Here is a 26,492-nt window from a genome sequence, read left to right as displayed (position 1 = left end):
TAAAATTATACTTTTTATTTGATATATTGCGGTGTATATGTATAGTCTGTATGCCCTATACGTTTACCTTTATTATGGAAACATAAGGCTTGTATATCTGTAGCTAGTGTATCTATATGATGCATAGATTTTCCAAGATTATTGAGCTGAATAGGTGCTTTAGCCCATTTTTGAATGAGTGGAATGTCATGTTCAGTTCTCAGCCATTGACGTCCTCTGTCGTTAAAGGCTAGTAATCTAGCGTATTGAGGACCGTCTTGCATAGCGATATTTATCAAGTCTTTCGTAATGCCTAATGTAAGATATGCACCCATGCGCTGTAAACGGGCGTAGGTGTAGCGCTTGGATTTTATTTGCTCAATGGCAGATTCCCATGAAGGCTGTTGTGCTGCTTTTAACCACAAGTGTTCAATACCTTCAGTAAAATCAACAAAACGCTCTAATTCATTGGCAGTCATGCGGCGACTCAACATATGTACCATATTGTAATATCTATTGTAGTCGACATAGTCATCATTTGTGATTCTATGCATCATATCATCTAGAATTGGTGTTGGAATAGTACTTTGAAGCGTTGAACACATATCTAAGGGATTAGCAGTAGTGATGAGATGACGCAATGCCGTACCGGATGGTAACTCTTGATTGAGATTGTGATTGTGGTGATCAGATGTACGCTGAATAGGAATATATTCTAAGTTTGGATAATATTTTAATGCAGCGCGGATATATTCAAGTCCTAATAAGGCATTAGGTGTGCTAAGTGATTCGGAGCCTAGCGCTTTACGGAAGGCTGTACCATAGGATATGCCTTCATTTAAGTAATTGCGTAATTCATTTTGGGTGCTTTCACAATCCATACGCTTAGCCGTATTGATGAATTGATTTAAATCAGTTGTTTCAGAACCGAAGGACAGTATATCAATAGATAAAGATTTAATTAATTGAATGGCACCTGAAGCAAATAGTTGGGCACTACCTAACGAATAAAGCGTAGGAAGTTCGATAACGATATCTGTACCGCCTAGAATAGCCCAACGAGCGCGATCGAATTTTGAGAAAAGGGCTGGTTCGCCACGTTGTACAAAGGAGCCACTCATAATACAGATGCGCAATACATCAGGGTATTTTGTAGCTAATGTATGTAGTTGATGTGCATGACCATTGTGAAATGGATTGTATTCACAAATAATACCGATAGTTTTCATAGGGACTCCTTTCATTAGTGTTAGTGTAACAAAGCATAGAAAGACTGTAAATAAATTTTGAACTTAAGAGGCCGTATAGTAAAAAATAGATGCAAAAAATGTGTGTAAAACTAAAGTTTTTTGTAGATTTTATTTGTCCTATAGGCTATAATTAACTGTAAATGCTGAATTGATGTGAGGTATATGATGAAACAAAATTGGAAACGTACATTACAAGGGGCTCTGCTCGGTGCTGCGCTACTAGCAATGGCGGGATGTGGCTCTACAAATGTAATGGATACATATAGTTTTGGCCATCAAGTTATCCGTGCTGGTCAATCTGAAATTACCATTGCTTTGCCTTATGAAATGGGTAAAAGCACAAAAAATATGTCTGATGATGGGTATCCAATTGATATTTATGGATCTGTTACAGACCATATGGTGATTGAGGTTGAGGCTTTGCGTGCCGGTGAAAATAAACCATTGCCAACGGTGGATGAGTATGTTAACCGCAGCAAATCTGAGTTTACTAAAATTGGCGGCACCATCAAAGAAGAGTCTGTAGCTTTAGAAGGCGCGTCTGCTAAAAAGCTTGATGTGACTTATACAACTCAAGGGCAAACATTTAGATTTTCTCAATACGTATTCTTAGATCATGGCGTATTGTGGAATATAGTCTACCAATATCCTGAAAAGGATCAGGTAGGTGCTGATATCAGCAAAGAAATTCAAAACAAGATTCAAGTTACACAACAGAAAGAGGGTTAATCGATGAACGTATTAGTAGTTAACTGCGGTAGTTCTTCCTTGAAATATCAATTACTTGATATGACAACTGAAACAGAATTGGCAAAAGGTCTTTTTGAGAAGATTGGTGATCAAGACGCTATCTTTACTCATAAACGTCCTAACGCAGATAAATTAGAACGCGTTGAACCAATTTTGAACCATAAAGAAGCTCTTCGCATTTTGCTTGATATTTTAGTTGATGCTGAATATGGTGTAATTAAGTCTATGGACGAAATCGACGCTGTTGGTCACCGTGTAGTACATGGCGGTGAAAAATTCGCTGACTCCGTATTGATCACTCCAGCTGTTATGGAAGCATTAGAAGAATGCTGCGCATTGGCTCCATTGCATAACCCACCAAACATTCAAGGTATCGAAGCTTGCCAAGCTATCATGCCTAACGTACCACAAGTTGGTGTATTCGATACTGCATTCCACCAAACAATGCCTAAAGAAGCTTACATGTATGCGCTTCCTTACGAATACTATGAAGATTATGGCATCCGTCGTTACGGTTTCCATGGTACATCCCACAAATATGTTGCACAACGTTGCGCTGAATTGATGGGTAAACACATGTCTGATCTTCGCATCATCACATGTCACTTAGGTAATGGTTCTTCCGTATCCGCTATTAAAGGTGGTCGCTCCATCGATACTACAATGGGCTTTACTCCATTGTCTGGTTTGATCATGGGTACTCGTACTGGTGATATTGACCCAGCTATCGTTCCATTCTTGATGAACAAAACTGGCATGAACTACGATGAAGTAGACACTATTATGAATAAAAAATCCGGTGTACTTGGTATTTCCGGTGTGTCCAATGACTTCCGTGTTATCGAAGAAGCAGCAGCTAATGGTAACAAACGTGCTCAATTAGCATTGAACATGTTCCATTACAAAGTTCGCCGCGTAATTGGTGCATTCGCAGCAGTTATGGGTGGCGTTGATGCTATCGTATTCACAGCTGGTATCGGTGAAAACGGTATCGGTAACCGTGATGCAATCTGCAACGGTTTAGAATACTTGGGTACTCGCATTGACCCTGAACGCAACAACATCCGCGGTAAAGAACAAGAAATCAGTGCTGAAGGCTCCAAAGTTAAAATCTTTGTAATCCCTACAAACGAAGAAATCATGATTGCTCGCGATACTCAACGTATTACAGCATCCTTGAAAAAATAATATAGTTCGTATCTGAACTAGGTGACTAATAGAGTCATAAAACCCCGTCTATATCATAGATATAGGCGGGGTTTTTGTAGTTTTTATACTTAGAATACCTTATAATAGAATGTATAGTTATAAAGTAGTAGTTCTTTTAAAGGGGTAATATATGACAGTATTATATGAAGAAAAATCTCAGCGTGCTAAAAGTGCAGAGTGGCTAGTATTATGTTTTGTTATTCTATTATTATGTGGTGTCGGGTATACTACATATCGAAGTATTAACTTGCATACTATACTAATAGCAGAATATTTTATTGAAATTATGGCTATCATCGTAATTGTTAAACAAGCTGTTAGTCGATATACCTATATTTTGACAGATACAAAGTTAGTAATTGAAGAAGCTTCTATATTTAGAAAGCGCCATTTTGAGGTAGATTACGATATGATTGATGGCGTATTTAAGTTTGAACGTGAATTATTGACAAATATTAAATATCGATATAAATATAGAAAATGCTCAACTTCTGATCCACGTCCTATTTGGTCTCTAGTGTATGCGATTGTAAAGGGTGATAAGGTTCAAAATGGTCGCCTTTTATTGAAAGCGGATGATAAATTTTTTGAGATTTTAGAGGAACATGTACCAGGTCGTATCCGTGTGCCTCAAGCGGACATTGTGTTCTATGCTGCAGTCCGTGCTGATGCGGTAAAACATGGCGAAGATGTACAAGAGTACTATAAAAAGTTAACAACACCTAAAAAGGATAGCCCTGATATTTTTATTTAATTTACAGATATTTTCTAATTTATATTATCTAAATTAGTTGGAATGGTTTTATTTATAAAACGGTGAAATTAACTAAAATTTGTATACGATAAAGGAGTGCAAATGGCTGGATTATATTTGGCGAGCCAATCACCACGAAGAACTGAATTATTAACACAAGTTGGTATTGATCATATTGTTGTATCAAGTACCTATGAAGAGGCTAATAAGGGTTATGATGATCCTATTGAAATGGTGAAAGAACAAGCGTTAGGTAAGGCTCGTGCGGCTGTAGGCGTACCTGAAGGGAGCATCGTACTAGGTGCTGATACGATTGTCGTATTAGACAATCAAGTGCTAGGTAAACCTCATGATGAATCTGAGGCCCGTCATATGCTAGAGCGTTTATCAGGCCGAGTTCATTCTGTAATTACTGGTGTAGCCTTGCTTATTAAAGGTCAAGAAATAGTTTTTCATAATGAAACAAAGGTATATTTTAAAAAATTAGCTCCTTTTGAAATCGAATCCTATATTGCTAGTGGCGAACCTATGGACAAAGCTGGCGCTTATGGCATACAAGGTAAAGGTGCTTTATGGGTAGAGAAGATAGAAGGCTCTTATACCAATGTGGTAGGATTACCTGTTGAACATGTATACGATGAATTGTGTAAAGCATTAGGTGCTAAATAATACTATCATTTGATGACGATGGTGCTATAATCAGCTGTGCTGTGCTGTGCTGTGCTGTGCTGTGCTGTGCTGTGCTGTGCTGTGCTGTGCTGTGCTGTGCTGTGCTGTGCTGTGCTGTGCTATGCTGTGCTGTGCTGTGCTGTGCTGTGCTATGCTGTGCTATGCTGTGCTATGCTGTGCTGTGCTGTGCGCTATTGATATAGTGAGAGAGTAGATGTGTGTAGTTAGATTTACAAATGGTGTTATCTATTTGAATGGAGAGATTCTATGGAAGTACCAACAGTAAGTGTAAAAGACATGTTACCATTTCAGCGTCCCCGTGAAAAATTTCTTGCTTTAGGACCATCTCATATGGCGATGGAGGAATTGCTAGCTATTTTATTGCGTACTGGAGTGAAAGGTCAGTCTGCCTTATCGCTGGCGAATGATATCGTACAGTCCTATGATGATGGGGCGTACGGTCTTAATAGAATGACCGTTGAAGAGCTTATAAAAATTAAGGGAATTGGCACAGATAAAGCGGTAACTTTGTGTGCGGCTCTTGAGATGGGGCGACGATTAGGGGAACTAAAAATTAAGGAAACATACGAAGATTTTTCTCAACCTTTTGTCATTGCTCAATATGTAATGGAGCGCCTGCGACACGAAGAGGTGGAGCATGTATGGGCAGCTATGTTGACGTCTCGAAATAAGTTGATTCAGTTAGAACATATTTCGAATGGAGGTTTAGTATCTAGCCTCGTAGAGCAGCGAGCTGTTTTTAAGAAGGCCATATCTTGTAATGCGGCAGCCATTATCTTAATACATAATCATCCATCTGGCGATAGCCGGCCTAGTGACGAAGATATTCGGCTTACCAAGTTATTTGTTAGTGCAGGTCAGTTTATGGGAATACCAGTATTAGATCATATTATCATTGGTGATAATGAATTCACTAGCCTTAGTGAAATAGGTAAACTTAGTTAGAGAATGCACATATTAATAGTAAAAGCACTCATAATAATGAGTTCACTCTTTCTGATTTGTTCAGTGAAGAGATGTATACATCATTATAGGAGTGCTTTTTCTATTCAATAGATAAAGTCGCATTATATGTGGTAAAATGGAATGATGATGTAATGAAGGAGATTTTACTATGAGTTCCATTTTACCTACTCTAGGAAAAGATGTAAGTATAGATATTGGTTCCATACAGACGCGCCTCATGGGGGGGACGCGGGGAACTGTTATAAGCGAACCATCTATTATAGCAACTGATACAAAACAAGAAAAAGTAGTAGCCGTTGGGGATGAAGCGGCACGTCTTGTATTGCGTATGCCCGATATGTGGCGACCTTTAACACCATTAAAAGATGGATTTATTGTAGACTATCGAGTTATGCACACGATGCTTAACTATTTTCTGAATAAAGTGTCTAATGCATTGCGCCGCGCTCGAGTTCTTGTTGGTGTTCCTTGTGGGATGACCGACGTCGAGCAAAGAGCGATGATGGATGCTGTTATTCAGGCTGGAGCACGCGAAGTATTTCTTATCGAACGACCTGTCGCGGCAGCCATTGGTTGCGGTGCACCTATCTTTGAAGCTCGTGGATCTATGGTCATTGATATTGGTGGTGGCACTGTCGATATGGGTATTGTTTCATTGGGCGGCATTGTAGACAGTAAAACGATTCGCTTCGGTGGCTCAGATATCAATAATGCATTGCTACGCTATGTACGTGAGTGTTTTGGGGTTATCGTTTCTGAAGAAATTATAGAAGATATTAAACATACAGTAGGCACTGCTATGGCACCTTTAGAAGATGCCGAATATGCCTTTCAAGGCCGTGATATGATGAATGGTTTAGGCAGACGTTGTGTTATTCATCAGTCAGAGGTATATCAAGTTGTTAATGACTGTATTGCTGGCCTTTTAGATGAAGTGAAACAAATGATTCGTTCCGCTGAACCTGAGATTGTAGCTGATATTATGCAATATGGAATATATCTTACTGGTGGTACTGCGCAATTGTCGGGTTTGGCTGAGCGTATCGGGGGCGAGTTAGGTGTACCTGTACATGTTCCAGATGCACCAGAGACAAAAGTCGTTGTGGGCCTTAACGGGGCTTCATCTGACTTGGTGAGCTTATCACGTTTTATTGTGAATTCTAAAAATAGAAAGGGACAAGACTAATATGATACAGTCAGATAAAAAGTTAATTATCGTTGTTGTCATTAGCTGTATCCTATTAGCGTTGCTCGGATTTGCATGGAAACAACGAACTAGTATTCCTTTTGTTACTGTCACTCTTGAAGGTATTACAACACCATTTGCTTATGGATCTGCCCGTTTGCTTGACGGTGTACAAACCGGTTTTACAGTGCTCAATAATGCTATTTCTGCAACTATTGAAAGTGATGAGGCAGCATCTCGCAAGGCTGCATTAGAACAAAAGGTTGTTAACTATGATGAAGTAGTAGCAGAAAATATTCGACTTCGTCAATTGCTCAACTATAAGAGCAATCATCCGGAATTCTCCATGACTTTAGCCGGTATTATTACAAAGGATTACGGCACATGGACAAATACGTTCACTATCGATAAGGGTAGTGAAGAAGGGATGGCTGTTAATATGGCTGTCGTTGTACCAAGTGGGGTAGTTGGTTTTATTACCGATGTATACCCTCACTCTTCTCGCGTACAAACCATTCTTGACCCACGTAGTGCAATCGGTGTTATTGTACAACGTCCTGAATCTCGCCTATCTGGCGTCGTAAAAGGTGATGGCGACTCACCTCGTACTCCATCAATGGTAAATATTGCCCGTGATGGTGATGTATTAGTAGGGGATAAATTAATCACCTCTGGGTATGGTGGTATCTACCCTAAAGGATTGCCTGTTGGTAATGTACAGTCCATCGAAAATGATACGGAAGGTTTTGTAAAGAATGCCGTGATTACACCAAGTGTGGACTTCTATCGTTTAGAAGAGGTGTTTGTCCTTACATCATCTTCAGTAAGTGCACCACCAAAACCAGGGCTTGAGCCTAAACTGGTACCTCAAACACAACGGGATCAAGTTGAAGGGGCAAAGGGGGCCGTTAAACCATGACGCGTCTAGCTTTAGTACTCTGTGGATTCTTAATTTACTTTATACAGGCGCAATTATTGCCTGCTATTTTTCATACGAATTGGTTGCCAAATTTAATTTTGACCACCATTGTTATAGTCACACTATTTAAAGGTCGTTATATGGGGCTGATGGCAGCTGTTATAGGTGGTATTGTACATGATGTATTGATATCTAACTTCTTTGGGCTCCATTTATTCCCTTACGTTCTTGTGGTTTACCTATTATCTGCAGTGAAACATCGACTCTATGAAGAACGTTGGTATTGGTCCAGTGCTATTGTAGCCATTTGTACATTGCTTGATGGATTTATCCGGAGCTTAATGATATTGGCCAGTGGTGGAGATTTACATATAGGGCTATATATGTGGCATATGGTTATACCAGTACTATTTTGGAACGGTCTATTGGCTGCCATCGTACATGGATTATTGTGGCGTAAGGACGAACAGCAAGATTATATTTGGTAATAAATTAGTAAGGGGGTGAAAGAGTGCTTGAAGGCCTCTATAAACGAAGAAAAACGAGTCGCTTTGATGTACTCTTTTACATTGTAGCGGGCATATTTATAGTGTTAGCATTGCGTTTGTTTATGCTACAAATCTTGGCTGGTGGCTATTATCAAGCCAAGGCGGAAGGCAACCGATTGCGCATGGTACCGATGACTGCAGCACGAGGTGTTATGTATGATCGTAATGGTCAAATTCTGGTAGGCTCTCGACCTGCCTATACTATATCTATCATGCCTACCGGAAAGGCTTTGGATGATGGTGAAGTTGCTAAATTGGCAGCTTTATTAAAAATGAAGCCTGAAGATATTACAAAGAAGGTTAATGATCACAAGTATGGTTATGAACCAATACGTATTGCTAATGATATTTCTATGGATGTAGTGACAACCATTGAAGAGCATCGTCATGAATTACCAGGTGTAACCATTGATGTTGAGCCACTTCGATACTATCCATATGAAACGATGGCTTCTCAATTATTTGGTTATGTTGGTGAAGTGAGTGAAGAGGAATTAGAAGAGCTAAAACAGCAAGACCCTAATACACTGGTTAGTGGCGGTACTATTTTAGGTCGTTCTGGTCTCGAAAAATTATATGATTCTATCTTGCGTGGTACTGATGGTGGTAAACAAGTTGAGGTAGATGCTACAGGTCGTCCTGTGGCTGAGGTAGATAGAAAACATACGGTACCAGGCGCTAATATTCATTTAACCATTGATGTAAATCTTCAAAAGGCCGCTGAAGAGGCTGTTAAGAATCAGCTCAATCAATTGCGTGCGCAAGGTATTCCAGCACAAGGGGCGGCAGTGGTGGCCATGGACCCTAATACAGGGGCTATTTTAGCTATGGTCAGTGCGCCTGAATTTAATCCAAACTGGTTTTCTAAAGGAATTACAACTGCTCAATGGAATCAACTGAATAATGATAAAAATCATCCATTTGATAATAAGGTTATTTCTGGTGAATATCCACCAGGATCACCATTTAAGATTATTACCGGTACAGCAGCGTTAGATCTTAAAAAGGTTACTCCTGAAGAGATGATCTTTGATAGTGGTAAGCACTGGTTGATCGATAAGCGAAATGCAGAAGGTGAAGCCTTAGGATGGCTTAACTTTAATAGAGCGCTTGCTAAGTCAGATAACGTTTACTTCTATGAAATGGGTAATCGCATTGGTATAGAAAATCTCGATAAATATGCTGCTTATTTCGGCATTGGCGAAAAGACTGGTATTAATTTACCAGGTGAGGCGTCTGGCATTATGGCAAGCCCTGAGTATAAACGAAAAGTATATGATGAAGATTGGTACTTAGGTGAAACCTTCGATGCTGCTATTGGTCAATCTTTTACCTTAGTTACGCCATTGCAAATGGCTGTTTTGCTCAGCGAAGTAGCTAATGGTGGCATTAAATATAAACCTTATGTGGTAAGCCGTATTGATAATAAAGATGGCACTCCGAAAGAGATTTTCGGTCCTGATAAATTAGGTATTCTACCAGTTCCAAAAAATATTATGGACCTTATTCGAGAAGGTTTGCGTGATGTTACAAACGAAGGTGGTACAGCAGGGGACTTATTTAAAGGCTTCCCAATTAATGTAGCTGGTAAGACTGGTACTGCGGAAAATGCACATGGCCGGGATCATGGCTGGTTTGTAGCCTATGCACCATATGACAAGCCACAAATTGTTGTGGTTGCACTTGTTGAACAAGGTAGCTTTGGTGCGGGCTCTGCAGGTCCAATCGTACGAGATGTGTTAGCCGCATATTTCAATGTACCATTAAATAAAAAAACGAATGATACAAATACTAAAAGTAATAAAGATAGTGCAACTGTAGGGAATACGTCTAATGGGCAGAAACCTCAGAATGCAGTAACAAGTGGGCAACCAAGAAAGGATTAGTATGGGCGAAATCATTGGTGTTGTATCCGGCAAGGGTGGCGTAGGTAAAACGACCGTCACTGCATGCTTGGGTGCAGCCTTAAGTCATGCAGGGCACCGCGTATTGCTCTGTGATGGGGACTTTGGATTGCGCGATTTGGATCTCGTATTAGGCGTGGCAGATGAAATTATCTATGATGCACTTGATGCGAGTGAAGATAAAGAATATACAGATGATGCTATTGTATCCATTGCAGAAAATCTAGATTTCTTACCGGCTAGTCAAAGTGCACGCTGGGAAGATATAGGTCGAAAGAAGTATAAGAAATTAGTTCGTCGGCTTTGTGATGTATATGACTATATTTTGATTGATGCACCAGCAGGGATTGGTAAGGGCATTGAGTCAATTTTAGATCTTGTGAGTCGTTGTATCGTTGTGACCCATCCATTGTGGGTATCCTTGCGCAATGGGGCGCGTATGATTCAAGTGTGTCAAGAACATAATATTCGCGACTTTGCTATTGCCTTTAATGCAGTGCCAGTAGATGGTGAAGACATAGATTTATATGATATGTTGGAAGTCCTTCGCACCGAGTATGTAGGGGCTATGATTCCTTATGATGAAGATATCCTAACATATACACAAGATGGTCATTTGTTAGACCTTGTTTCTCATGAGTTTCGTAATGTATTAGCACCTCTTGTAGACTATGTTGTGACAGGCGATTGTTGGGAAGATTATGATGTACAAAAACAATTTGATGCCTATGTAACTAAGAAAAAAGCGGCTAAAGAAGAAGCATGTACACCGACTCTTGCTTCAGCTGGTGAGTCTATCTTTGAAGATTCGAATACTGTTTTGTATATTAATCGCGGTGGATGGACTACTCAGCGTTTATTAGTGCAAGGTAAGCAAAGTTTATGGCGCCGTCGTAAATTGAAATAGGTGATATGATGTGGCGGAAACTATGGAATGATAGCGACTGGGCTATTATCATATGTACTTTTCTACTGGTTTGTATTGGCTTAGCAGCTATTGGCAGTGCAACTCATGTTAATCAAGAGCCTATTGGATTTGGTAGTTTAGTAGTAAAGCAACTTATATTTTTCCTTGCTAATGCAGCTGTTGTGATAGGCATACAATTCCTTAACTACCATCGGTTAAAGGATTGGGGCAATATCATTTATGGCATTACCCTTTTGATGTTAATTGCCGTTATGGCCGTTGGTACATCTGCATTGGGTGCTCAACGGTGGATTCAACTGGGTCCTATTACCATTCAGCCATCAGAATTTTCTAAATTATTGATGATTATCTGTATGGCCAAAATGCTAGAGCCCCGTATTGGCAAGTTAGATACATTTAAGTCTTTAATATTGCCTGTATTATATGTTGGGGTACCTATTGCACTTGTATTTTTACAACCTGACTTAGGTACATCTCTTGTGTACATTGCCATTTTTGTGGGCATGCTATTTATCTCTGGTATTAAAACTAGACTCATAAAAATCATTGCGGGCACCGGGTTATTGTTGATGCCTTTAGGCTGGTTTGTACTGAAAGAATACCAAAAACAACGTATTCTCGTATTTTTAAATCCAGATATTGATCCCTTTGGATCTGGCTATCATATTATTCAGTCTAAGATTGCCATTGGTTCAGGTTTGATTTTTGGTAAAGGTATCTTTAATGGTACGCAAAGTCAGTTGAACTTCTTACCAGAAAACCATACGGACTTTATTTTCTCCGTTATTGGTGAAGAATTTGGTTTTGTAGGCTGTATTATCGTTTTGTTTTTGCTCTTTATGCTGATTTATCGCAGTATTAAAGTAGCATATATGTGTAATGATAATTTTGGTATGTTACTAGCTACAGGGATTGCCACCATGTTTACCTTCGAGGTACTCGTTAATGTAGGCATGACTATTGGTATTATGCCTGTTACAGGTATTCCATTACCATTCCTTAGTTATGGTGTTAGTGCGTTGACGACCAATATGTTGAGTATTGGTATTTTGTTAAATATCGCTATGCAACGAACGAAATATATTTTCTAAAACCCTATGTATTTAGGATTAATTGTGAAAGAAGTCTTTCAGAAAAGACGGAGGATGTATGATTCAATTAGATACGTCATGGTTACAACATGTCCAAAAGCCTGCTCGTTATACGGGTGGCGAATATAACAGTATCGTAAAAGATCACAGTACTGTTGATGTAACAATGGCATTAGCTTTTCCAGATGTATACGAAGTGGCTATGAGCCATTTGGGTATCAAAATTTTATATGGTCTTGTAAACCGTCGTGATGATGCAGCAGCGGAACGCGTGTTTGCACCTTGGCACGATATGGAAGAGGAGATGCGCAAGCGCAACATTCCTTTGTTCTCTTTGGAAACTCGTACGCCTATTAAAGACTTTGATGTACTAGCCTTTACGCTTCAATATGAAATGAGCTTTACTAATATCTTGAATATGCTCGATTTGGCTGGCATTCCTATGTACGCTAAAGATCGTGATATGGATTTCCCGTTACTCGTATGTGGTGGCCCATGTGCATTTAATGTAGAGCCTATTGCAGATTTCTTTGATATTGTATCTCTCGGTGAATCCGAAGAATGGGGCGATGAATTTATCGACCTCTATAAAGCTGAAAAAGCAAAAGGTTTCCCAGGTGGTAAAGAGGCGTTTTTGCGTAAAGTGGCTCAAATTCCTGGTACCTATTGTCCAGCGTTATACGATGTAGAATACACAGAACAAGGTGATTTTAAATCTATTACACCTCGCTTTGAAGAGGTACCGGCAGCTGTAGAGAAACGCATCGTAGAAGACGTAGAACATGTATTTTACCCTACAAAACCTGTTGTGCCTTTCTTAGATATTGTGCATGACCGGGCAGTACTAGAATTATTCCGCGGCTGTACACGTGGTTGTCGTTTCTGCCAAGCGGGAATGCTATACCGCCCTGTCCGTGAAAAGACGCCAGAGCGTTTGCTTCAAATTGCTAAGGATACGATTGCTAACACTGGTTATAATGAAATCTCTTTGATGAGCTTAAGCTCTGCGGACTATTCTAAATTGCCAGAGCTAGTAGACATGCTTATGGAAGAGTTCAAAGACAAACAAGTGAGCGTAAGCTTGCCATCCTTGCGCATCGATAGTTTCTCCATCGATATTGCGAAAAAGGTGCAACAAGTACGTAAGAGTGGTCTTACCTTTGCGCCTGAAGCGGGTACACAGCGCATGCGCGATGTTATCAACAAAGGTGTTAGCGAAGAAGACTTATTGGCAGCGTGTACAAATGCCTTTAAATCTGGGTGGAATACAGTTAAATTGTACTTCATGATGGGCCTTCCTACTGAAACTGATGAAGACCTGGCAGGTATTGCTGATCTAGCGTACAAGGTGCTTGATTTGCATCGTGATATTACGGGTAAACGCAATGGCTCTGTAACTGTCAGCGTATCCTTCTTCGTGCCAAAAACACATTCTCCATACCAATGGTATGGTCAACAAGATGTAGAGGAAATTCATCGTAAGCAACGCTATTTAAAATCTCTCATCAATAACCGCAATATTTCTTATCACTATCATGATGGCTATACTGGCTACATGGAGGCCGCTTTTGCTCGTGGAGACCGTAGATTGTCTAAGGTTCTTGTAAAAGCATGGGAAGCAGGTTGTAAATTTGATGGCTGGACTGAGTTCTTCAACTATGAAACTTGGTTAAAAGCATTCGCTGACTGTGGTTTGGATCCTGCATATTTTGCACGTCGTACTCGTGATTTCGACGAGCCATTACCTTGGGATCATTTGGATTGCACTGTAAGTAAAGCTTTCTTGAAACGAGAGTGGGAACAAGCGGTAGAGGCAAACTTAACAAGTGATTGCCGTCGCGGTCCATGTAAGGGCTGTAACGTATGTCCAGAGCTAAATACTGCAATTATTGACTATAAGGAGGGTGGCAGAGTTGAAAAAGTTACGTTTGGCCTTAAATAAAGGCGAAAAATTGCGATTCTTGTCGCACCTTGATTATGCACAAGCAGTAGAACGTATGATTCGCCGCGCAGAAATTAAAATGGCTTATTCTGAAGGCTTTAATCCACATATGAAAATTAGCTTTTCCTCTGCACTTGCTCTAGGTGTAACAGCGGCGGCTGAATATATCGATATGGATGTACTGGAAGAAGATTCTTTAGAGTCCATCATGGAGCGTTTAAACCGCGTAGCTCCTCCAGGTCTTGAGGTGCTAGATGGCAAAGAAATGCCTGAAAAGGTGAAAAAGATGATGGCCATTTGTAACTTTGCTATTTACGAAGTTACAGGTCCTGTAACGGATGAACATGCTGATTGGAATGCATTACTTAAACCTTTTAATGAAGCAACGGAAATTTCTTATGAAAAGGTAACGCCTAAGAAAACTCGCATCATTGATGTGAAAGAATTTGTAAAAGAACCTATCGTAGCATCTGTTAAGGACGGTAAGGTAACTCTTACTATGGGCATCGGCATTTATCCGCAAGGTACAATCAAACCTAGCGAAGTGTGGAATCTTGGTAAAGACCAATATAATTGGCCTATTACAAGTGGCTATGAAATTCACCGTAAAGCGATTATGGTGGAAAATGAAGAAGGTCGTTATACCCCATTGGAAATTAACTACTAATACTCGTTATATACATCTTAATTACTAATATCTTTACATAAATATTAAGCGGTTTATATACGCTTTAGCGCTTTAAAAGATCTATATATTTTAAATTGAACGAAGGGAGGGATAGGATGCATAAAATTTTGGTCAATGTTATGCGAGAAGAAATTCGCATGGCTGTTATCGACGAAGAAGGGCAGTTAGTAGACTTTGTCTTAGAGCGTACTGATGAGTCTCATATGGCAAATCATATGTACAAAGGTACTGTTAAGAACGTATTAAACGGTATGCAAGCGGCCTTTGTTGATATAGGGGGCTCTCAAAATGCGTATTTGAACCTTCAACAGGGGAAAGAACAGAAAATCTTGCCACGCCTATCTGTGGGACAGCAAATTCTTGTACAAGTGGTAAAAGAGGAAATGCTTGGTAAAGGAGCTCGTGTTACAGCTGATGTGAGTTTGGCAGGACGTTTTATGGTGCTTTTACCATATTCTGAAGGCATGCATATTTCTAAGAAAATTACTGATGAAGCAGTACGTGCTAAATTACAAGAATTAGCAGCGCCTTATGTACAGGAAGGCTGTGGATTTATTATTCGTACGGCAGCCGCTAAGGCTAGTGCTGACGAAATCGGTCGTGATATGGAATATCTATGGCGTACATGGCAACATGTATTAAAACGATTTAAGGTGGCTAAGAGTGGTACTGATCTCTATAGTGATGCGGATTTTTGGTTCCGCCTTGTGCGAGACTATGCGCATCGCAATGTAGGAGAGATTATTGTAGATTCTGATATGGGCGAGTCTCGATTGCTGGATCTCTTAGGTCATGGGCCTACATCACAGCAGATTAAAGTGACACGTCACCGTGGTAGCACACCTATCTTTAAAGCTAATCATATTGAACCACAATTAGAAGATCTTATCTCTCGTGATATCAATCTACCTTCCGGTGGCTCTATCCGTATTGATCATACGGAGGCTCTCACCGTATTTGATGTAAACTCGGCTCATTACACAGGTAAGTCTAATAAGTTAGAAGATCTGGCTTTTACAGTTAATAAAGAGGCGGCAAAGGAAATTTGTCGACAATTGCGATTGCGCGATATTGGTGGTATTATCGTCGTCGACTTTATCGATATGAAGGATAAGTCCCATCAACAAGAGTTGTTAAAATTGTTGAGCGCACAAGCCAAGTTAGATAAGATGAAAACTGTGGTATGTGGTATTAGTTCGCTTGGTCTTGTGGAGATGACAAGAAAGCGTGCCCGTCAAGGTTTGCAAACTTTGATGTTTGATACATGCCCTCAATGTGGGGGCACTGGATACATGTTGTCAGGCAGAACTGTATACATGCAAATTATCCGTCGTATACGTGAGCTGTTTAAATCAGGTCGCATTAAATCTAATCTAGAAATTGAAGTACATCCAGAGGTAGCCCAATACTTAACTAAGGCTGTCCTTGAGGAGTTAGGTGATTCTATAGGGCGTAAGATTTCGATTGTAGTGAATTCACAAATTAGCCGAGAAGGATATTCTTTGATGGCAGTAGCAGAATAAGTAAGTAGTTTTTATAGGTGAGTTTTGTGTCTGTATTTGAAATTATATTAATTAGTATTGGTCTAGCCATGGATGCCTTTGGTGTATCGATTGGTAAAGGTTTATCAATGCCGGTAGGTGAAAATGGCCGAAAGGTTACATTGGCATTCTTATTTGGGTTATTCCAGTTTCTCATGCCTGTTATGGGCTGGCTTATTGGTCGCCAGTTTATCGATGTCATATCTGAATGGGATCATTGGATTATCTTTGGACTTCTGGGCTATTTAGGTGTTGCTATGATACGAGAAGGCCTCAGTGATGACGATGAAGACGATGAAGACGATGATAAGCAGTTTTTAGGCGCTTGGGAAATGATGATGCTCTCCGTAGCCACCAGCCTTGATGCTATGGCTGTAGGTCTTACTTTTGCTTTTATGCCCATCAATGTGTGGGAAGCATCTACTATGATCGGTGTTATTACCTTCGGTATTTCTTTAATTGGAGTATACTTAGGTAAATTTATGGGCCAGTTTGTTGGAAAATATGCAAATATTCTCGGCGGCGGTGTACTAATTCTCATCGGTACTAAAATACTGTTACAACATCTCGGAATTATCGGAGAATTTTAGAGGTTTGTATATATATGAAAGTATCAGAAATTGAACTATTTATGTTGAGTTTTGTTTGACATGTAAAGGTAAATAGGATATACTATATCAGTATTAGTTCGGTTTACTGAACTTTGCAATCCGCGTGAAGCAGGTTTAAACGCCCGACCGAAGTTCGGGTCGGGATACCGAATTCAGCGAGTTCGATAACAAGGAGGTGTTCTCATGTACGCAATTATTAAAACTGGTGGTAAACAATATCGCGTTGCTGAAGGCGATGTAATTACTATCGAAAAATTGGAAGCAGCTGCTAACGAGTCCGTTACATTCGAAGAAGTTTTGACTGTAGTGAATGACGGCGACGTTAAAGTTGGCGCTCCTCTTGTAAACGGTGCAAAAGTTACAGGTACAGTTCTTGAGCATGGTAAAGGTAAAAAAATCTTAGTATTCAAATACAAAGCTAAATCCAACTACCGTCGTCGTCAAGGCCATCGTCAACCGTTCACAAAAGTTCGTATTGAATCTATCCAAGCTTAATTATGGTTTCTATTGAAATCCAGCGGAATAGTGATGGTCAAGTCATTGGTTGTCACCTATCCGGTCATGCAGGATATGATGAGCATGGCTTCGATATCGTATGTGCTGCAGTGTCTGCTTTAACGGCAACGGCAATGTTAGGACTTACCCAGATTGCTCAACAAGAAGGGGAATATACGAATAGCGAAGGTCGATGTGATATGGTTCTCTCTGGGACGATTAACCAGAGTGGACAGGATATTCTGGGGACTATGCTTCTCGGTCTAGAGGAAATTAGCCGTCAATATCCAGAGTTTGTCCAAATACACGAAATATAGGAGGTGAACTTAATGTTTACTTTTGATTTGCAATTGTTCGCACATAAAAAAGGTGTGTCCAGTACTCGTAATGGTCGTGACAGTGAATCTAAACGTCTTGGTGTTAAATGCCATGATGGTTCCATCGTAAAGAGCGGTAACATCATCGTTCGTCAACGTGGTACTCACTTCCACCCTGGTACTAACGTAGGTATCGGTAAAGATGACACTTTATTCGCACTTGTGCCTGGTAAAGTAGCATTCGAACGTGCTGGTCGTTACAACCGTAAAGTTAGCGTATACCCTGTAGAAGCTTAATTTTACAAAGACTATTAATCCCTAGTGGTTTTCCACTAGGGATTTTTTGTTTTTTGTAGTATGTGTCTGATAGATATATTATAATTAAGCTTAGCATTATCATATTGGCAATGATATCATAATTAGAATCATAATGCTTAAGAATACTAAATAACTAGCCACAGTGAATCGATATTTTGCTTTTAATATATATATATGACGAGATAGGGGGCATTATGGCACTGCTTGAATTATCTAATATATCTTATATTGTAAAAGACAAATCTATTATCCGTGATGTATCTTTATCGGTAAATCAAGGCGATTATATTACTATTGTAGGCCCTTCTGGAAGTGGTAAGAGTACACTTTTAAAATTATGTAGTGATCTGATTAGTCCTACATCGGGAACTATTACTTATAATGATCGTCCCTTAACGGCTATAGATCCTGAATCTTATCGTAGAGAGGTGGGCTACTGCTTTCAAAGACCTTATTTGTTTGCGAAAACAGTACATCGTAATATTCTATTTCCTTATGATATTCGCGGTTTAAAACCGGATATGAGTCGTATAGAATATCTCTTTGATCTACTACATATGCCACTAAATTATATGGAGCGCCGTAATGATGAGTTGTCTGGCGGTGAAATGCAACGAATATGCCTCATTCGGAGCCTTATTTTTGAGCCTAAAGTGTTGCTTTTAGACGAGGTTACGTCTGCCTTAGATACGACGAATACATCTATTGTAGAAAATGTTATTGATGAGCTTCATAAAAAGGGAATCACCATTATCTCCATTACTCATAATGAAGAGCAAAGCTTGCGTACCGCAAATCGCCGCATCACTATCGTAGACGGTCAATTAGCTAAAGAGGAGGTATTGATATGAGTCAGTTTCAAACTATTTCTACTACTTCCTTATGTCTTGCGTCTGTACTAGTGATTATCAGTATGCTGATGTCCTATCGACAAGAGTTGAAGCTAGAGAAGGATATCTTTATAAGTGCTGTGAGAGCTACTGTACAGCTATTAATTATCGGCTTTATTTTATCGTATATTTTTAGCACGGAAAGCCCTATATTTATAATTGGGCTATTAGGCTTTATGGCTATAAATGCAGCCTATAATTCTTCTAAGCGCGGAAAGGGAATTCCTTATGCTCTATGGATTTCTTGGTTTGCTATAACTGTAGGTGCAAGTATTACTTTAACGATTCTACTTTTAACGGGCGTGCTTACCTTTACTGCTTATCAAGTGATTCCTGTTGGTGGTATGGTCATTAGTGGTGCTATGGTAGCGATTGGGCTTTGTTATCGCCAAATGCTATCAAATTTTGAATTGCGTAAACAAGAGGTGGAAATTAAATTAGCCTTGGGTAGTACACCTAAACAAGCTTCGAAAGCGATAGTACGCGATGTTATAAAGACGGGTCTACAACCTACTGTAGATAGTGCCAAGACATTAGGTATCGTAGCGCTGCCGGGGATGATGACAGGCCTTATATTGGCGGGCATGCCTCCTTTAGAAGCTGTAAAATATCAAATGATCGTTACATTTATGTCGTTATCCACTATATCAATTGCTTGTTTTATTACGTGCCAGTTGTCTTATAGGACATTTTTTAATACTAGAAATCAATTATATAAGTAATTTTTATTGAAATCTTACATAGTAAATAAGGGATAGATTTAGTTACATACATTTTAGTCATATTCGATATAGATAATCGATATAAATTAGAAATTCCAATACTATAAAGGTTGCTTCCTCTTATGAGGGAGTAACCTTTTATTATTGTGTGTCAAATTCCTATGTTTTTTAGTAGGAATAGTGGTATACTATGTACAGTATCAGTGAAATACCAGAAGACTGGTTGTCATATACTTTCATATACCTAAAGAGGGGTGGCGTTGCCACTAGAAAGATTTGAGGTAAGTACTATGTATGATGTAAAATCTCCAAAGGCGGAGGAATTTATTTCCCATCAGGAAATCCTTGACACCCTTGCCTATGCAGAGGAAAACAAGGAAAATCGGGAGTTGTTAGATGCTATTTTAGCAAAAGCTGCTACATTTAAGGGGTTAAACCATAGAGAAGCAGCTGTTCTATTAGAATGTCCGTTGCCTGAATATAAGGAAAAGCTTTATGCGTTAGCTAAAGAAATCAAGAAAGCTATTTATGGCGATCGTATCGTTCTATTTGCACCATTATACTTGTCTAACTATTGTATTAATGGTTGTGTATATTGTCCGTACCATTCTAAAAATCGCGATATTAAACGTAAAAAGTTGACTCAAGACCAAATTAGAGAAGAGGTTATCGCATTAGAAGCAATGGGTCATAAGCGCATTGTAATTGAGTCCGGTGAAGATCCACTCAATAATCCGCTTGAGTATATTTTGGAATCCATCAAGACTATTTACAGCATTAAAAATAAAAATGGCGAAATTCGTCGTGTAAATGTAAATATTGCAGCTTGTTCTGTTGAGGATTACAAAAAATTACACGAAGCTGGCATTGGTACATATACATTATTCCAAGAAACGTACAATAAAGAAAACTACGAAGCGTTACATCCAACAGGCCCTAAGAGCGACTACGCCTACCATACAGAGGCGATGGACCGCGCTATGCAAGGTGGTATTGATGATGTAGGGATTGGTGTTTTGTATGGTTTGGAACATTACAAATATGATTTTGTAGGTTTGTTGATGCATGCAGAGCATTTAGAAGCAGTATTTGGTGTAGGTCCACATACAATTTCTGTACCTCGTATTTGCCCTGCTGATGATATCGATGTAGATGATTTCAGTAATGCTGTACCTGACGATATATTTGAGAAAATCGTTGCTCTTATTCGTGTATCCACACCGTATACAGGTATGATTATGTCTACCCGTGAAAGTCAATCCATGCGTGAACGCGGTTTGGCATTAGGTATCTCCCAAATTAGTGGTGGCTCTCGTACTAGCGTAGGTGGTTACAAAGAAGAAGAGAAACCAGAAGATAATTCGGCTCAATTTGATCGTAGTGACACACGTACATTAGATGAAATCGTAGATTGGTTATTAGATCTTGGATATGTGCCTAGTTTCTGTACTGCATGCTATCGAGCAGGTAGAACAGGGGACAGATTTATGGCCCTCGCTAAATCCGGCCAAATCCATAACTGTTGCCAACCTAATGCATTGATGACATTAAACGAATACATCATGGATTATGGTGACGAAAAAACTAAAGCTCATGGCGCTAAGGTTATTGAACAACAGTTAGAAAATATCAAAAATGATTTAGTTAAAGATAAAGCTAAAGCTTATATTGCACAGATGAAAGACGGCGAACGAGACTTCCGGTTCTAAGTAATTCACTGATCGAGAACCTCCTATTGATAATGGGAGGTTCTTTTTTGTTGAGAAAATGTCAAAAGTTAAATGAGAATAAAATATATAAAATGGTTTATTTTATTCGCTTTTTGATGTATAATAAATAAAAATGATAATGATAATACGTTGAAAATTTATACTAATATTGATTATAAACTACTGAGGGATATGATGATTAAGAAAAAACGTTGGCGCATTTCCACAAGCGACAAAGAACAAGAGAATATCTTAATCCGTGAACTTGGTGTGAACCCTATTGTGGCAAAATTAATGGTTAATCGTCACATAGATGTTGATGAAGGGCGTCGGTTTTTACAAGGCTCTTTGTCTGATTTGTTAGATCCATTCGCATTAAAAGATATGGATGTGGCTGTTTCGCTAGTTCAGGAGACAATTGAAAAACATAAACCAATCGTTATTTATGGTGATTATGATGTAGATGGCATTACTGCCACATCTGTTCTATATCGTTTTTTAAAGAAACTAGGTGCTGATGTTACCTATTACATACCAGAGCGTCAAAGTGAAGGGTATGGCCTCAATTTAGATGCTTTAGAGCACCTTATAGAACGGGGTACAGCTTTAGTGATTACCGTAGACTGCGGTATTAGTTCTTACGATATTGTAGAATCTGTACGAGATCGTATCGATATGATTATTACAGATCATCATACGGCACCAGATATGATTCCACGAGCAAAGGCTGTTATTAACCACAAGCAAAAGGACTGTCACTACAAGGATAAGAACTTATCCGGTGTTGGGGTTGCTTTTAAATTATGCCAAGCATTGTGGCTTACAAAGACTGGTGAATGGTATTTAGATGATTTAGATATCGTTGCATTAGGCACTGTGGCGGACGTTGTGCCGTTAGTCGGTGAGAACCGCATCATCGTAAAAGCAGGCCTTGAAAAGATGAATAGTCATCCAAATCTAGGAATTAAAAAGCTAGTCGATGTAGCAGGTCTCCATGAGCGAACTATAACATCTGGACATATTGGTTTCACCTTAGCCCCACGGCTCAATGCAGCAGGTCGTGTAACTCATGCAACACGTGCTGTTGAGTTGCTAGTTACTGATAATGCTGACATGGCTGAAGCGATTGCTGAAGAATTAAATGAAACAAATCGTGAGCGTCAAGAACTAGAGAGAAATATTCACGAACTAGCTCGTATCGATGTGGCTAACCAAGGCCATAAGGCAGACTATGTAACCGTTGTAGCCGGTGAAGACTGGCACCCTGGTGTTATCGGTATTGTGGCTTCTCGCTTAGTTGAGGAGTTTTATAAGCCGACCCTGGTTATTAGTATCCACGATGGCATTGGCAAAGGCTCCTGTCGTAGTATCGATGGTTTTAATATCTACGATGCACTGAAGTCTTGCGAAGATGTGTTATTACAATTCGGTGGCCATGCTGCAGCAGCAGGCTTCAGTATTGATGCAAATCGTATAGATGAATTGCGAGACCGTTTGACTGCGTATTGTAAGGAGCATGTAACAGCAGAGGAATACATTCCTGTTGTTGCTATTGATGCGGAACTACCCGTTGATGATATTGATGTAGATATTATTGACCGCGTATCAGCCCTTGAGCCATATGGTATGGCCAATAGTACGCCGGTCTTTGCCGTTATGGAAGCAACCGTACAAGATATAATGCTAATGGGACAATTGAAAAATCATTGCAAGGTGATTTTAGAAATCTCTAGTGGCACATTGGATGCCATTGCTTGGAATCGTCCCGATTTATTTAAAACTATATTCATTGGAACTGTGGTGAAAGTAGCATTTTCATTGCAAAAGAATGAATGGCAAGGGATGGTTTCTCCACAGCTTATGATCCAAGCTATTGAACCGCTCACTGAAGAGCCGATTACGCTTTCCACGGAAGGTCTTAGACAAATGTATGTCATAGTAAAACAAGCTATGCGTGGTCGTAGTCAATCGGTTTATAATGTGGAACAAGAAATTTTGCGCCGTAAGCCGGCAGATCAAAATAATCGCAGTGCCCTTACATCCTTAGATGTATTTAAGGAGTTGGGCATCATAGAAGAATATACCAGTGATGATGGTCAATTAATGCTAAGATGGAATGCCATTGAAGGAAAATTAGATCTTGTCACGTCCGTAACATTTCTTACCTATAGTGTATAGGAGGTGACACCATGACAACTGTAAATGAAGAAGGCAAAGCTTTAGTAGAACAAAGCACTTTTGATAAAGGAAAAGCTTTAGCTGAATTTATGGAGTATATCCATACCTATTTAACAGATGATGAGTGTAACCAAGTATTAAAGGCTTTTGAGCTTGCAGATAAGGCTCACGAAGGTCAGCTTAGAGCTTCTGGTGAACCGTATATCATGCATCCACTAGCAGTAGCTGATATTTTGGCACACTTACAAATTGACCATATCACACTTATGGCAGCACTCATGCATGATGTGGTTGAGGATACATCATATTCAAAGGAAGACTTGGAGGAAATGTTTGGCTCTGAAGTAGCATTCCTTGTTGATGGTGTAACGAAATTAAACCAATTCCAATATGAAACAAAAGAAGATCGGCAAATGGAAAATTATCGGAAGATGATTTTAGCCATGGCGAAAGATGTGCGCGTCGTTGTTATTAAACTAGGTGATCGCCTACATAATATGCGTACCTTAAAGCATATGCGTAGCGACAAACAAAAGCGCATTGCCAAGGAAACATTAGAAATTTTTGCTCCTTTAGCACATCGCCTTGGTATCTTCAATGTGAAATGGGAGCTGGAAGATTTATCATTCCGGTATTTAGAACCAGAAAAATACTATGATCTTGTAGATCAAATGAAACAAAAACGCCAAGCTCGTGAAGACATTGTAAATGATACGATGAGTCAACTCACTAAGGCTTTAGGCGAAGCTCATATTAAGGCGGATATCAAAGGTCGTCCAAAACATTTCTACAGTATTTACAAGAAGATGAAAAAGGACAATCGCGATTTATCTCAAATCTATGACTTGCTTGCAGTCCGCGTTATCGTTGATACAATTCCTGATTGTTACGCGGTACTAGGCATTGCTCATAGTTTGTGGAAACCATTGCCATATCGTTTCAAAGATTATATTTCCATGCCGAAATCTAATATGTATCAATCGTTACATACTACGGTTATCGGTACCATGGGGCAACCTGTAGAAATTCAAATCCGTACATGGGAAATGCACCGCGTATCTGAATACGGTGTTGCAGCGCATTGGCGTTATAAAGAAGGCAATAAAAATGGCGATAAGGATTTCGACCAAAAGGTTGCGTGGTTGCGCCAAGTATTGGAATGGCAAGATACAAGTAATCCAACAGAGCTTGTAAACGCTTTAAAATTAGACGTATTCTCCGGTGAAGTATTCGTATTTACACCAAAAGGCGATGTTGTTAAATTGCCGATAGGTTCTGTTCCACTAGACTTTGCATATCGTGTTCATACCGATGTAGGGCATAGATGCGTAGGTGCCAAGGTAAATGGTAAAATTGTACCTCTTGATTACACCTTGCAAAATGGTGATATCGTAGATATCATTACATCTAAAACAGGTCGTCCGAGCCTTGATTGGCTTAATATCGTAGGTTCTTCTGAAAGTAAGAGTAAAATACGCAACTGGTTCAAGCGTGAAAATAAAGCTGAAAATATTGAAAAAGGCTTAGAAGCTCTTGAAAAAGAAGCAAAACGATTAAATTATAACTGGAAAGAATTGATTACCGACAATCGACTTCAACAGGTTACGAAACAGCTCAAAGCATGTACAGAAGAAGAAATGTTTGCCGCTTGCGGTTATGGTGGCATCCCTGTAAGCACTGTTCTATTGCGGTTAATTGAACTCTATAAAAAATCTAAAGAAGCAGAAGAAGAGTCTAAACATAGCACTGAACAAATCATTGAGAAGCTAAAAGCTCAAGGTCCGAAAACGACCAAGAATGGTACGGGCGTTCTTGTAAAAGGCGAAGCTGGTGTTATGGTGCGTATGGCGAAATGCTGTAGCCCTGTACCTGGTGATGATATCATCGGTTATATTACGCGTGGTCGTGGGGTATCCATCCATCGCTCCGATTGTACGAGTCTAGGGCATACGCCAGAAGATTTAGAGCGTATGATTGAGGTCTCCTGGGATGGTTCCTCTGGTGAATCTTTCCACGTAGGCATCGATATCCAAGCTTATGATCGAAATGGTCTGTTGATGGAGGTTATGGCTGTACTTTCAGAATTGAAAATCACCATTACAAACATCAATGCAAAGGTTCAAGAAGATACTAAAACCGTAAGTATCAATGTAGTTGTTGATATCCGAGATATTTCACAACTTGATTTTGTTATGACTAAGTTGCGTCGTATTCGTGAAGTATATACGGTACAACGTAGTAAAGGAGGGGCTTAATGAGTGAACAACAATTAGTGCTTATGCGCATGCCATTAGGTCCATTAGGGACTAACTGTTATGTTATCGGAGATAAAGAGGTAGGAGAAGCTTTCATTATTGATCCTGCTACTGCTGAAGTATTAGAGTCTTTAAAGAAACATGATTTAAAACCAAAGGCGATTTTGTTAACCCATGGTCATGGTGATCATATTGGTGGCGTTCAAGATATTGTAGATACATATCATGTGCCTGTATATATTCAAAAGGGTGATGTACCGTATTTGGCTGACCCTGAGCTCAACCTTAGTGCGTATAGCAATTCTACACCCATTAAGGTAAATGCTGATATCATCGAGGTTAAGCAAGGTGACCATATTACATGTGGCGCTATTGACCTTGAAGTACTTGAAACGCCAGGTCATACGCCAGGTGGGGTATGTTATTATATGGAAGGCCTTGTATTTGTAGGCGATACACTATTTAGAGATTCCGTAGGACGTACAGATTTTCCAAATGGTTCTTATGAGACGTTAATGGAATCCATTAAAACGCAGCTCTATAAGTTGCCTGATAATACTATGGTGTATCCTGGTCATGGGCCGGAAACAAATATAGGTTATGAAAAACAATACAATCCATTCGTTGGAGCGTAGGTTTTATAAAATTTTGT

25 protein-coding genes are annotated in these 26,492 nt (G+C 39.5%); 24 read left to right on the top strand and 1 reads right to left on the bottom strand.

The genetic code is table 11. The annotated features are described in order from the left end of the window. Window positions 1–14 precede the first annotated feature (14 nt). Window positions 15–1,208 (bottom strand): nucleotidyltransferase family protein, encoded by a 1,194-nt coding sequence (locus O3607_RS03255; protein ID WP_371443318.1) that lies wholly within the window; start codon window positions 1,206–1,208, stop codon window positions 15–17. Window positions 1,209–1,394: 186 nt separating this feature from the next. Between O3607_RS03255 and O3607_RS03250 the strand changes: the two genes are divergently transcribed. The 24 genes from O3607_RS03250 to O3607_RS03135 all read left to right on the top strand — a co-directional run bounded on the left by O3607_RS03250 (window position 1,395) and on the right by O3607_RS03135 (window position 26,475). Then, the gene (locus O3607_RS03250) at window positions 1,395–1,958 is read left to right on the top strand and encodes a hypothetical protein (protein WP_039969076.1); all 564 of its coding nucleotides are present in this window, start codon (window positions 1,395–1,397) and stop codon (window positions 1,956–1,958) included. A gap of 3 nt (window positions 1,959–1,961) precedes the next feature. Beyond that, window positions 1,962–3,167 carry an acetate/propionate family kinase gene (locus tag O3607_RS03245; RefSeq protein ID WP_195185910.1) on the top strand — a complete coding sequence of 402 codons (1,206 nt, stop codon included), beginning with the start codon at window positions 1,962–1,964 and terminating at the stop codon, window positions 3,165–3,167. A gap of 151 nt (window positions 3,168–3,318) precedes the next feature. Then, complete coding sequence (locus O3607_RS03240; RefSeq protein ID WP_371443317.1) at window positions 3,319–3,942, top strand: hypothetical protein; 624 nt, start codon at window positions 3,319–3,321, stop codon at window positions 3,940–3,942. 102 nt (window positions 3,943–4,044) lie between these two features. Next, entirely contained in the window at window positions 4,045–4,611 is a 567-nt protein-coding gene (locus tag O3607_RS03235) for a nucleoside triphosphate pyrophosphatase (protein WP_371443316.1), read from the top strand. A gap of 267 nt (window positions 4,612–4,878) precedes the next feature. Further along, on the top strand, window positions 4,879–5,577 hold the full coding sequence (gene radC, locus O3607_RS03230) for a DNA repair protein RadC (protein ID WP_371443315.1): 699 nt from the start codon (window positions 4,879–4,881) through the stop codon (window positions 5,575–5,577). Window positions 5,578–5,746: 169 nt separating this feature from the next. After that, window positions 5,747–6,784 (top strand): rod shape-determining protein, encoded by a 1,038-nt coding sequence (locus O3607_RS03225; RefSeq protein ID WP_060923982.1) that lies wholly within the window; start codon window positions 5,747–5,749, stop codon window positions 6,782–6,784. A gap of 1 nt (window position 6,785) precedes the next feature. After that, on the top strand, window positions 6,786–7,703 hold the full coding sequence (gene mreC / locus O3607_RS03220) for a rod shape-determining protein MreC (RefSeq protein ID WP_060923981.1): 918 nt from the start codon (window positions 6,786–6,788) through the stop codon (window positions 7,701–7,703). Continuing rightward, a complete protein-coding gene (gene mreD, locus O3607_RS03215; RefSeq protein WP_178884681.1) occupies window positions 7,700–8,191 on the top strand; it encodes a rod shape-determining protein MreD in 492 nt (163 codons plus the stop codon). The genes mreC and mreD overlap by 4 nt, the downstream gene beginning before the upstream one ends. A 23-nt stretch (window positions 8,192–8,214) precedes the next feature. After that, window positions 8,215–10,137 (top strand): penicillin-binding protein 2, encoded by a 1,923-nt coding sequence (mrdA, locus tag O3607_RS03210; RefSeq protein WP_371443314.1) that lies wholly within the window; start codon window positions 8,215–8,217, stop codon window positions 10,135–10,137. 1 nt (window position 10,138) lies between these two features. Next, window positions 10,139–11,062 (top strand): P-loop NTPase, encoded by a 924-nt coding sequence (locus O3607_RS03205; protein WP_371443313.1) that lies wholly within the window; start codon window positions 10,139–10,141, stop codon window positions 11,060–11,062. 8 nt (window positions 11,063–11,070) lie between these two features. Next, entirely contained in the window at window positions 11,071–12,174 is a 1,104-nt protein-coding gene (gene rodA / locus O3607_RS03200) for a rod shape-determining protein RodA (protein ID WP_371443353.1), read from the top strand. A gap of 58 nt (window positions 12,175–12,232) precedes the next feature. Next, a complete protein-coding gene (locus tag O3607_RS03195) occupies window positions 12,233–14,116 on the top strand; it encodes a TIGR03960 family B12-binding radical SAM protein (RefSeq protein ID WP_371443312.1) in 1,884 nt (627 codons plus the stop codon). Further along, window positions 14,088–14,783 carry a TIGR03936 family radical SAM-associated protein gene (locus tag O3607_RS03190; RefSeq protein WP_316582437.1) on the top strand — a complete coding sequence of 232 codons (696 nt, stop codon included), beginning with the start codon at window positions 14,088–14,090 and terminating at the stop codon, window positions 14,781–14,783. The genes O3607_RS03195 and O3607_RS03190 overlap by 29 nt, the downstream gene beginning before the upstream one ends. A 116-nt stretch (window positions 14,784–14,899) precedes the next feature. After that, a complete protein-coding gene (locus O3607_RS03185) occupies window positions 14,900–16,327 on the top strand; it encodes an Rne/Rng family ribonuclease (RefSeq protein ID WP_195185905.1) in 1,428 nt (475 codons plus the stop codon). A 26-nt stretch (window positions 16,328–16,353) separates the two neighbouring features. After that, entirely contained in the window at window positions 16,354–16,935 is a 582-nt protein-coding gene (locus O3607_RS03180) for a manganese efflux pump MntP family protein (RefSeq protein ID WP_371443311.1), read from the top strand. A gap of 204 nt (window positions 16,936–17,139) precedes the next feature. Then, a complete protein-coding gene (gene rplU, locus O3607_RS03175) occupies window positions 17,140–17,451 on the top strand; it encodes a 50S ribosomal protein L21 (RefSeq protein WP_004698652.1) in 312 nt (103 codons plus the stop codon). 2 nt (window positions 17,452–17,453) lie between these two features. Beyond that, entirely contained in the window at window positions 17,454–17,768 is a 315-nt protein-coding gene (locus O3607_RS03170) for a ribosomal-processing cysteine protease Prp (protein WP_119206461.1), read from the top strand. A 12-nt stretch (window positions 17,769–17,780) separates the two neighbouring features. After that, window positions 17,781–18,065 carry a 50S ribosomal protein L27 gene (gene rpmA / locus O3607_RS03165; RefSeq protein ID WP_004696430.1) on the top strand — a complete coding sequence of 95 codons (285 nt, stop codon included), beginning with the start codon at window positions 17,781–17,783 and terminating at the stop codon, window positions 18,063–18,065. Between the two features lie 215 nt (window positions 18,066–18,280). Beyond that, entirely contained in the window at window positions 18,281–18,937 is a 657-nt protein-coding gene (locus tag O3607_RS03160) for an ATP-binding cassette domain-containing protein (RefSeq protein ID WP_119208658.1), read from the top strand. Continuing rightward, a complete protein-coding gene (gene fetB, locus O3607_RS03155) occupies window positions 18,934–19,698 on the top strand; it encodes an iron export ABC transporter permease subunit FetB (RefSeq protein WP_024066238.1) in 765 nt (254 codons plus the stop codon). Before O3607_RS03160 ends, fetB begins: the two co-directional genes overlap by 4 nt. A 290-nt stretch (window positions 19,699–19,988) precedes the next feature. Next, complete coding sequence (gene hydG / locus O3607_RS03150; RefSeq protein WP_119208656.1) at window positions 19,989–21,407, top strand: [FeFe] hydrogenase H-cluster radical SAM maturase HydG; 1,419 nt, start codon at window positions 19,989–19,991, stop codon at window positions 21,405–21,407. 195 nt (window positions 21,408–21,602) lie between these two features. Beyond that, complete coding sequence (gene recJ / locus O3607_RS03145) at window positions 21,603–23,585, top strand: single-stranded-DNA-specific exonuclease RecJ (protein ID WP_371443352.1); 1,983 nt, start codon at window positions 21,603–21,605, stop codon at window positions 23,583–23,585. An 11-nt stretch (window positions 23,586–23,596) separates the two neighbouring features. Next, a complete protein-coding gene (locus O3607_RS03140) occupies window positions 23,597–25,840 on the top strand; it encodes a bifunctional (p)ppGpp synthetase/guanosine-3',5'-bis(diphosphate) 3'-pyrophosphohydrolase (protein WP_371443310.1) in 2,244 nt (747 codons plus the stop codon). Further along, window positions 25,840–26,475 carry an MBL fold metallo-hydrolase gene (locus O3607_RS03135; RefSeq protein ID WP_295231240.1) on the top strand — a complete coding sequence of 212 codons (636 nt, stop codon included), beginning with the start codon at window positions 25,840–25,842 and terminating at the stop codon, window positions 26,473–26,475. The genes O3607_RS03140 and O3607_RS03135 overlap by 1 nt, the downstream gene beginning before the upstream one ends. The last annotated feature ends 17 nt before the right edge of the window (window positions 26,476–26,492 follow it).

The sequence above is a fragment of the Veillonella sp. 20925_1_51 genome (genome assembly GCF_041431445.1).
Lineage (GTDB): Bacteria > Bacillota > Negativicutes > Veillonellales > Veillonellaceae > Veillonella > Veillonella nakazawae.
Note: the sequence above shows the minus strand (reverse complement) of the source record. Positions and strands in the feature narration are given on the sequence as shown.

Coding starts and splice junctions, on each gene's coding strand:
- rplU (WP_004698652.1), top strand. CDS start 17,140: ATGTACGCAATTATTAAAACTGGTGGTAAACAATATCGCGTTGCTGAA.
- O3607_RS03240 (WP_371443317.1), top strand. CDS start 3,319: ATGACAGTATTATATGAAGAAAAATCTCAGCGTGCTAAAAGTGCAGAG.
- O3607_RS03225 (WP_060923982.1), top strand. CDS start 5,747: ATGAGTTCCATTTTACCTACTCTAGGAAAAGATGTAAGTATAGATATT.
- fetB (WP_024066238.1), top strand. CDS start 18,934: ATGAGTCAGTTTCAAACTATTTCTACTACTTCCTTATGTCTTGCGTCT.
- O3607_RS03140 (WP_371443310.1), top strand. CDS start 23,597: ATGACAACTGTAAATGAAGAAGGCAAAGCTTTAGTAGAACAAAGCACT.
- O3607_RS03235 (WP_371443316.1), top strand. CDS start 4,045: ATGGCTGGATTATATTTGGCGAGCCAATCACCACGAAGAACTGAATTA.
- O3607_RS03195 (WP_371443312.1), top strand. CDS start 12,233: ATGATTCAATTAGATACGTCATGGTTACAACATGTCCAAAAGCCTGCT.
- mreC (WP_060923981.1), top strand. CDS start 6,786: ATGATACAGTCAGATAAAAAGTTAATTATCGTTGTTGTCATTAGCTGT.
- O3607_RS03170 (WP_119206461.1), top strand. CDS start 17,454: ATGGTTTCTATTGAAATCCAGCGGAATAGTGATGGTCAAGTCATTGGT.
- O3607_RS03135 (WP_295231240.1), top strand. CDS start 25,840: ATGAGTGAACAACAATTAGTGCTTATGCGCATGCCATTAGGTCCATTA.
- O3607_RS03185 (WP_195185905.1), top strand. CDS start 14,900: ATGCATAAAATTTTGGTCAATGTTATGCGAGAAGAAATTCGCATGGCT.
- radC (WP_371443315.1), top strand. CDS start 4,879: ATGGAAGTACCAACAGTAAGTGTAAAAGACATGTTACCATTTCAGCGT.
- O3607_RS03255 (WP_371443318.1), bottom strand. CDS start 1,208: ATGAAAACTATCGGTATTATTTGTGAATACAATCCATTTCACAATGGT.
- O3607_RS03245 (WP_195185910.1), top strand. CDS start 1,962: ATGAACGTATTAGTAGTTAACTGCGGTAGTTCTTCCTTGAAATATCAA.
- O3607_RS03160 (WP_119208658.1), top strand. CDS start 18,281: ATGGCACTGCTTGAATTATCTAATATATCTTATATTGTAAAAGACAAA.
- recJ (WP_371443352.1), top strand. CDS start 21,603: ATGATTAAGAAAAAACGTTGGCGCATTTCCACAAGCGACAAAGAACAA.
- O3607_RS03250 (WP_039969076.1), top strand. CDS start 1,395: ATGAAACAAAATTGGAAACGTACATTACAAGGGGCTCTGCTCGGTGCT.
- mreD (WP_178884681.1), top strand. CDS start 7,700: ATGACGCGTCTAGCTTTAGTACTCTGTGGATTCTTAATTTACTTTATA.
- rodA (WP_371443353.1), top strand. CDS start 11,071: ATGTGGCGGAAACTATGGAATGATAGCGACTGGGCTATTATCATATGT.
- O3607_RS03205 (WP_371443313.1), top strand. CDS start 10,139: ATGGGCGAAATCATTGGTGTTGTATCCGGCAAGGGTGGCGTAGGTAAA.
- rpmA (WP_004696430.1), top strand. CDS start 17,781: ATGTTTACTTTTGATTTGCAATTGTTCGCACATAAAAAAGGTGTGTCC.
- hydG (WP_119208656.1), top strand. CDS start 19,989: ATGTATGATGTAAAATCTCCAAAGGCGGAGGAATTTATTTCCCATCAG.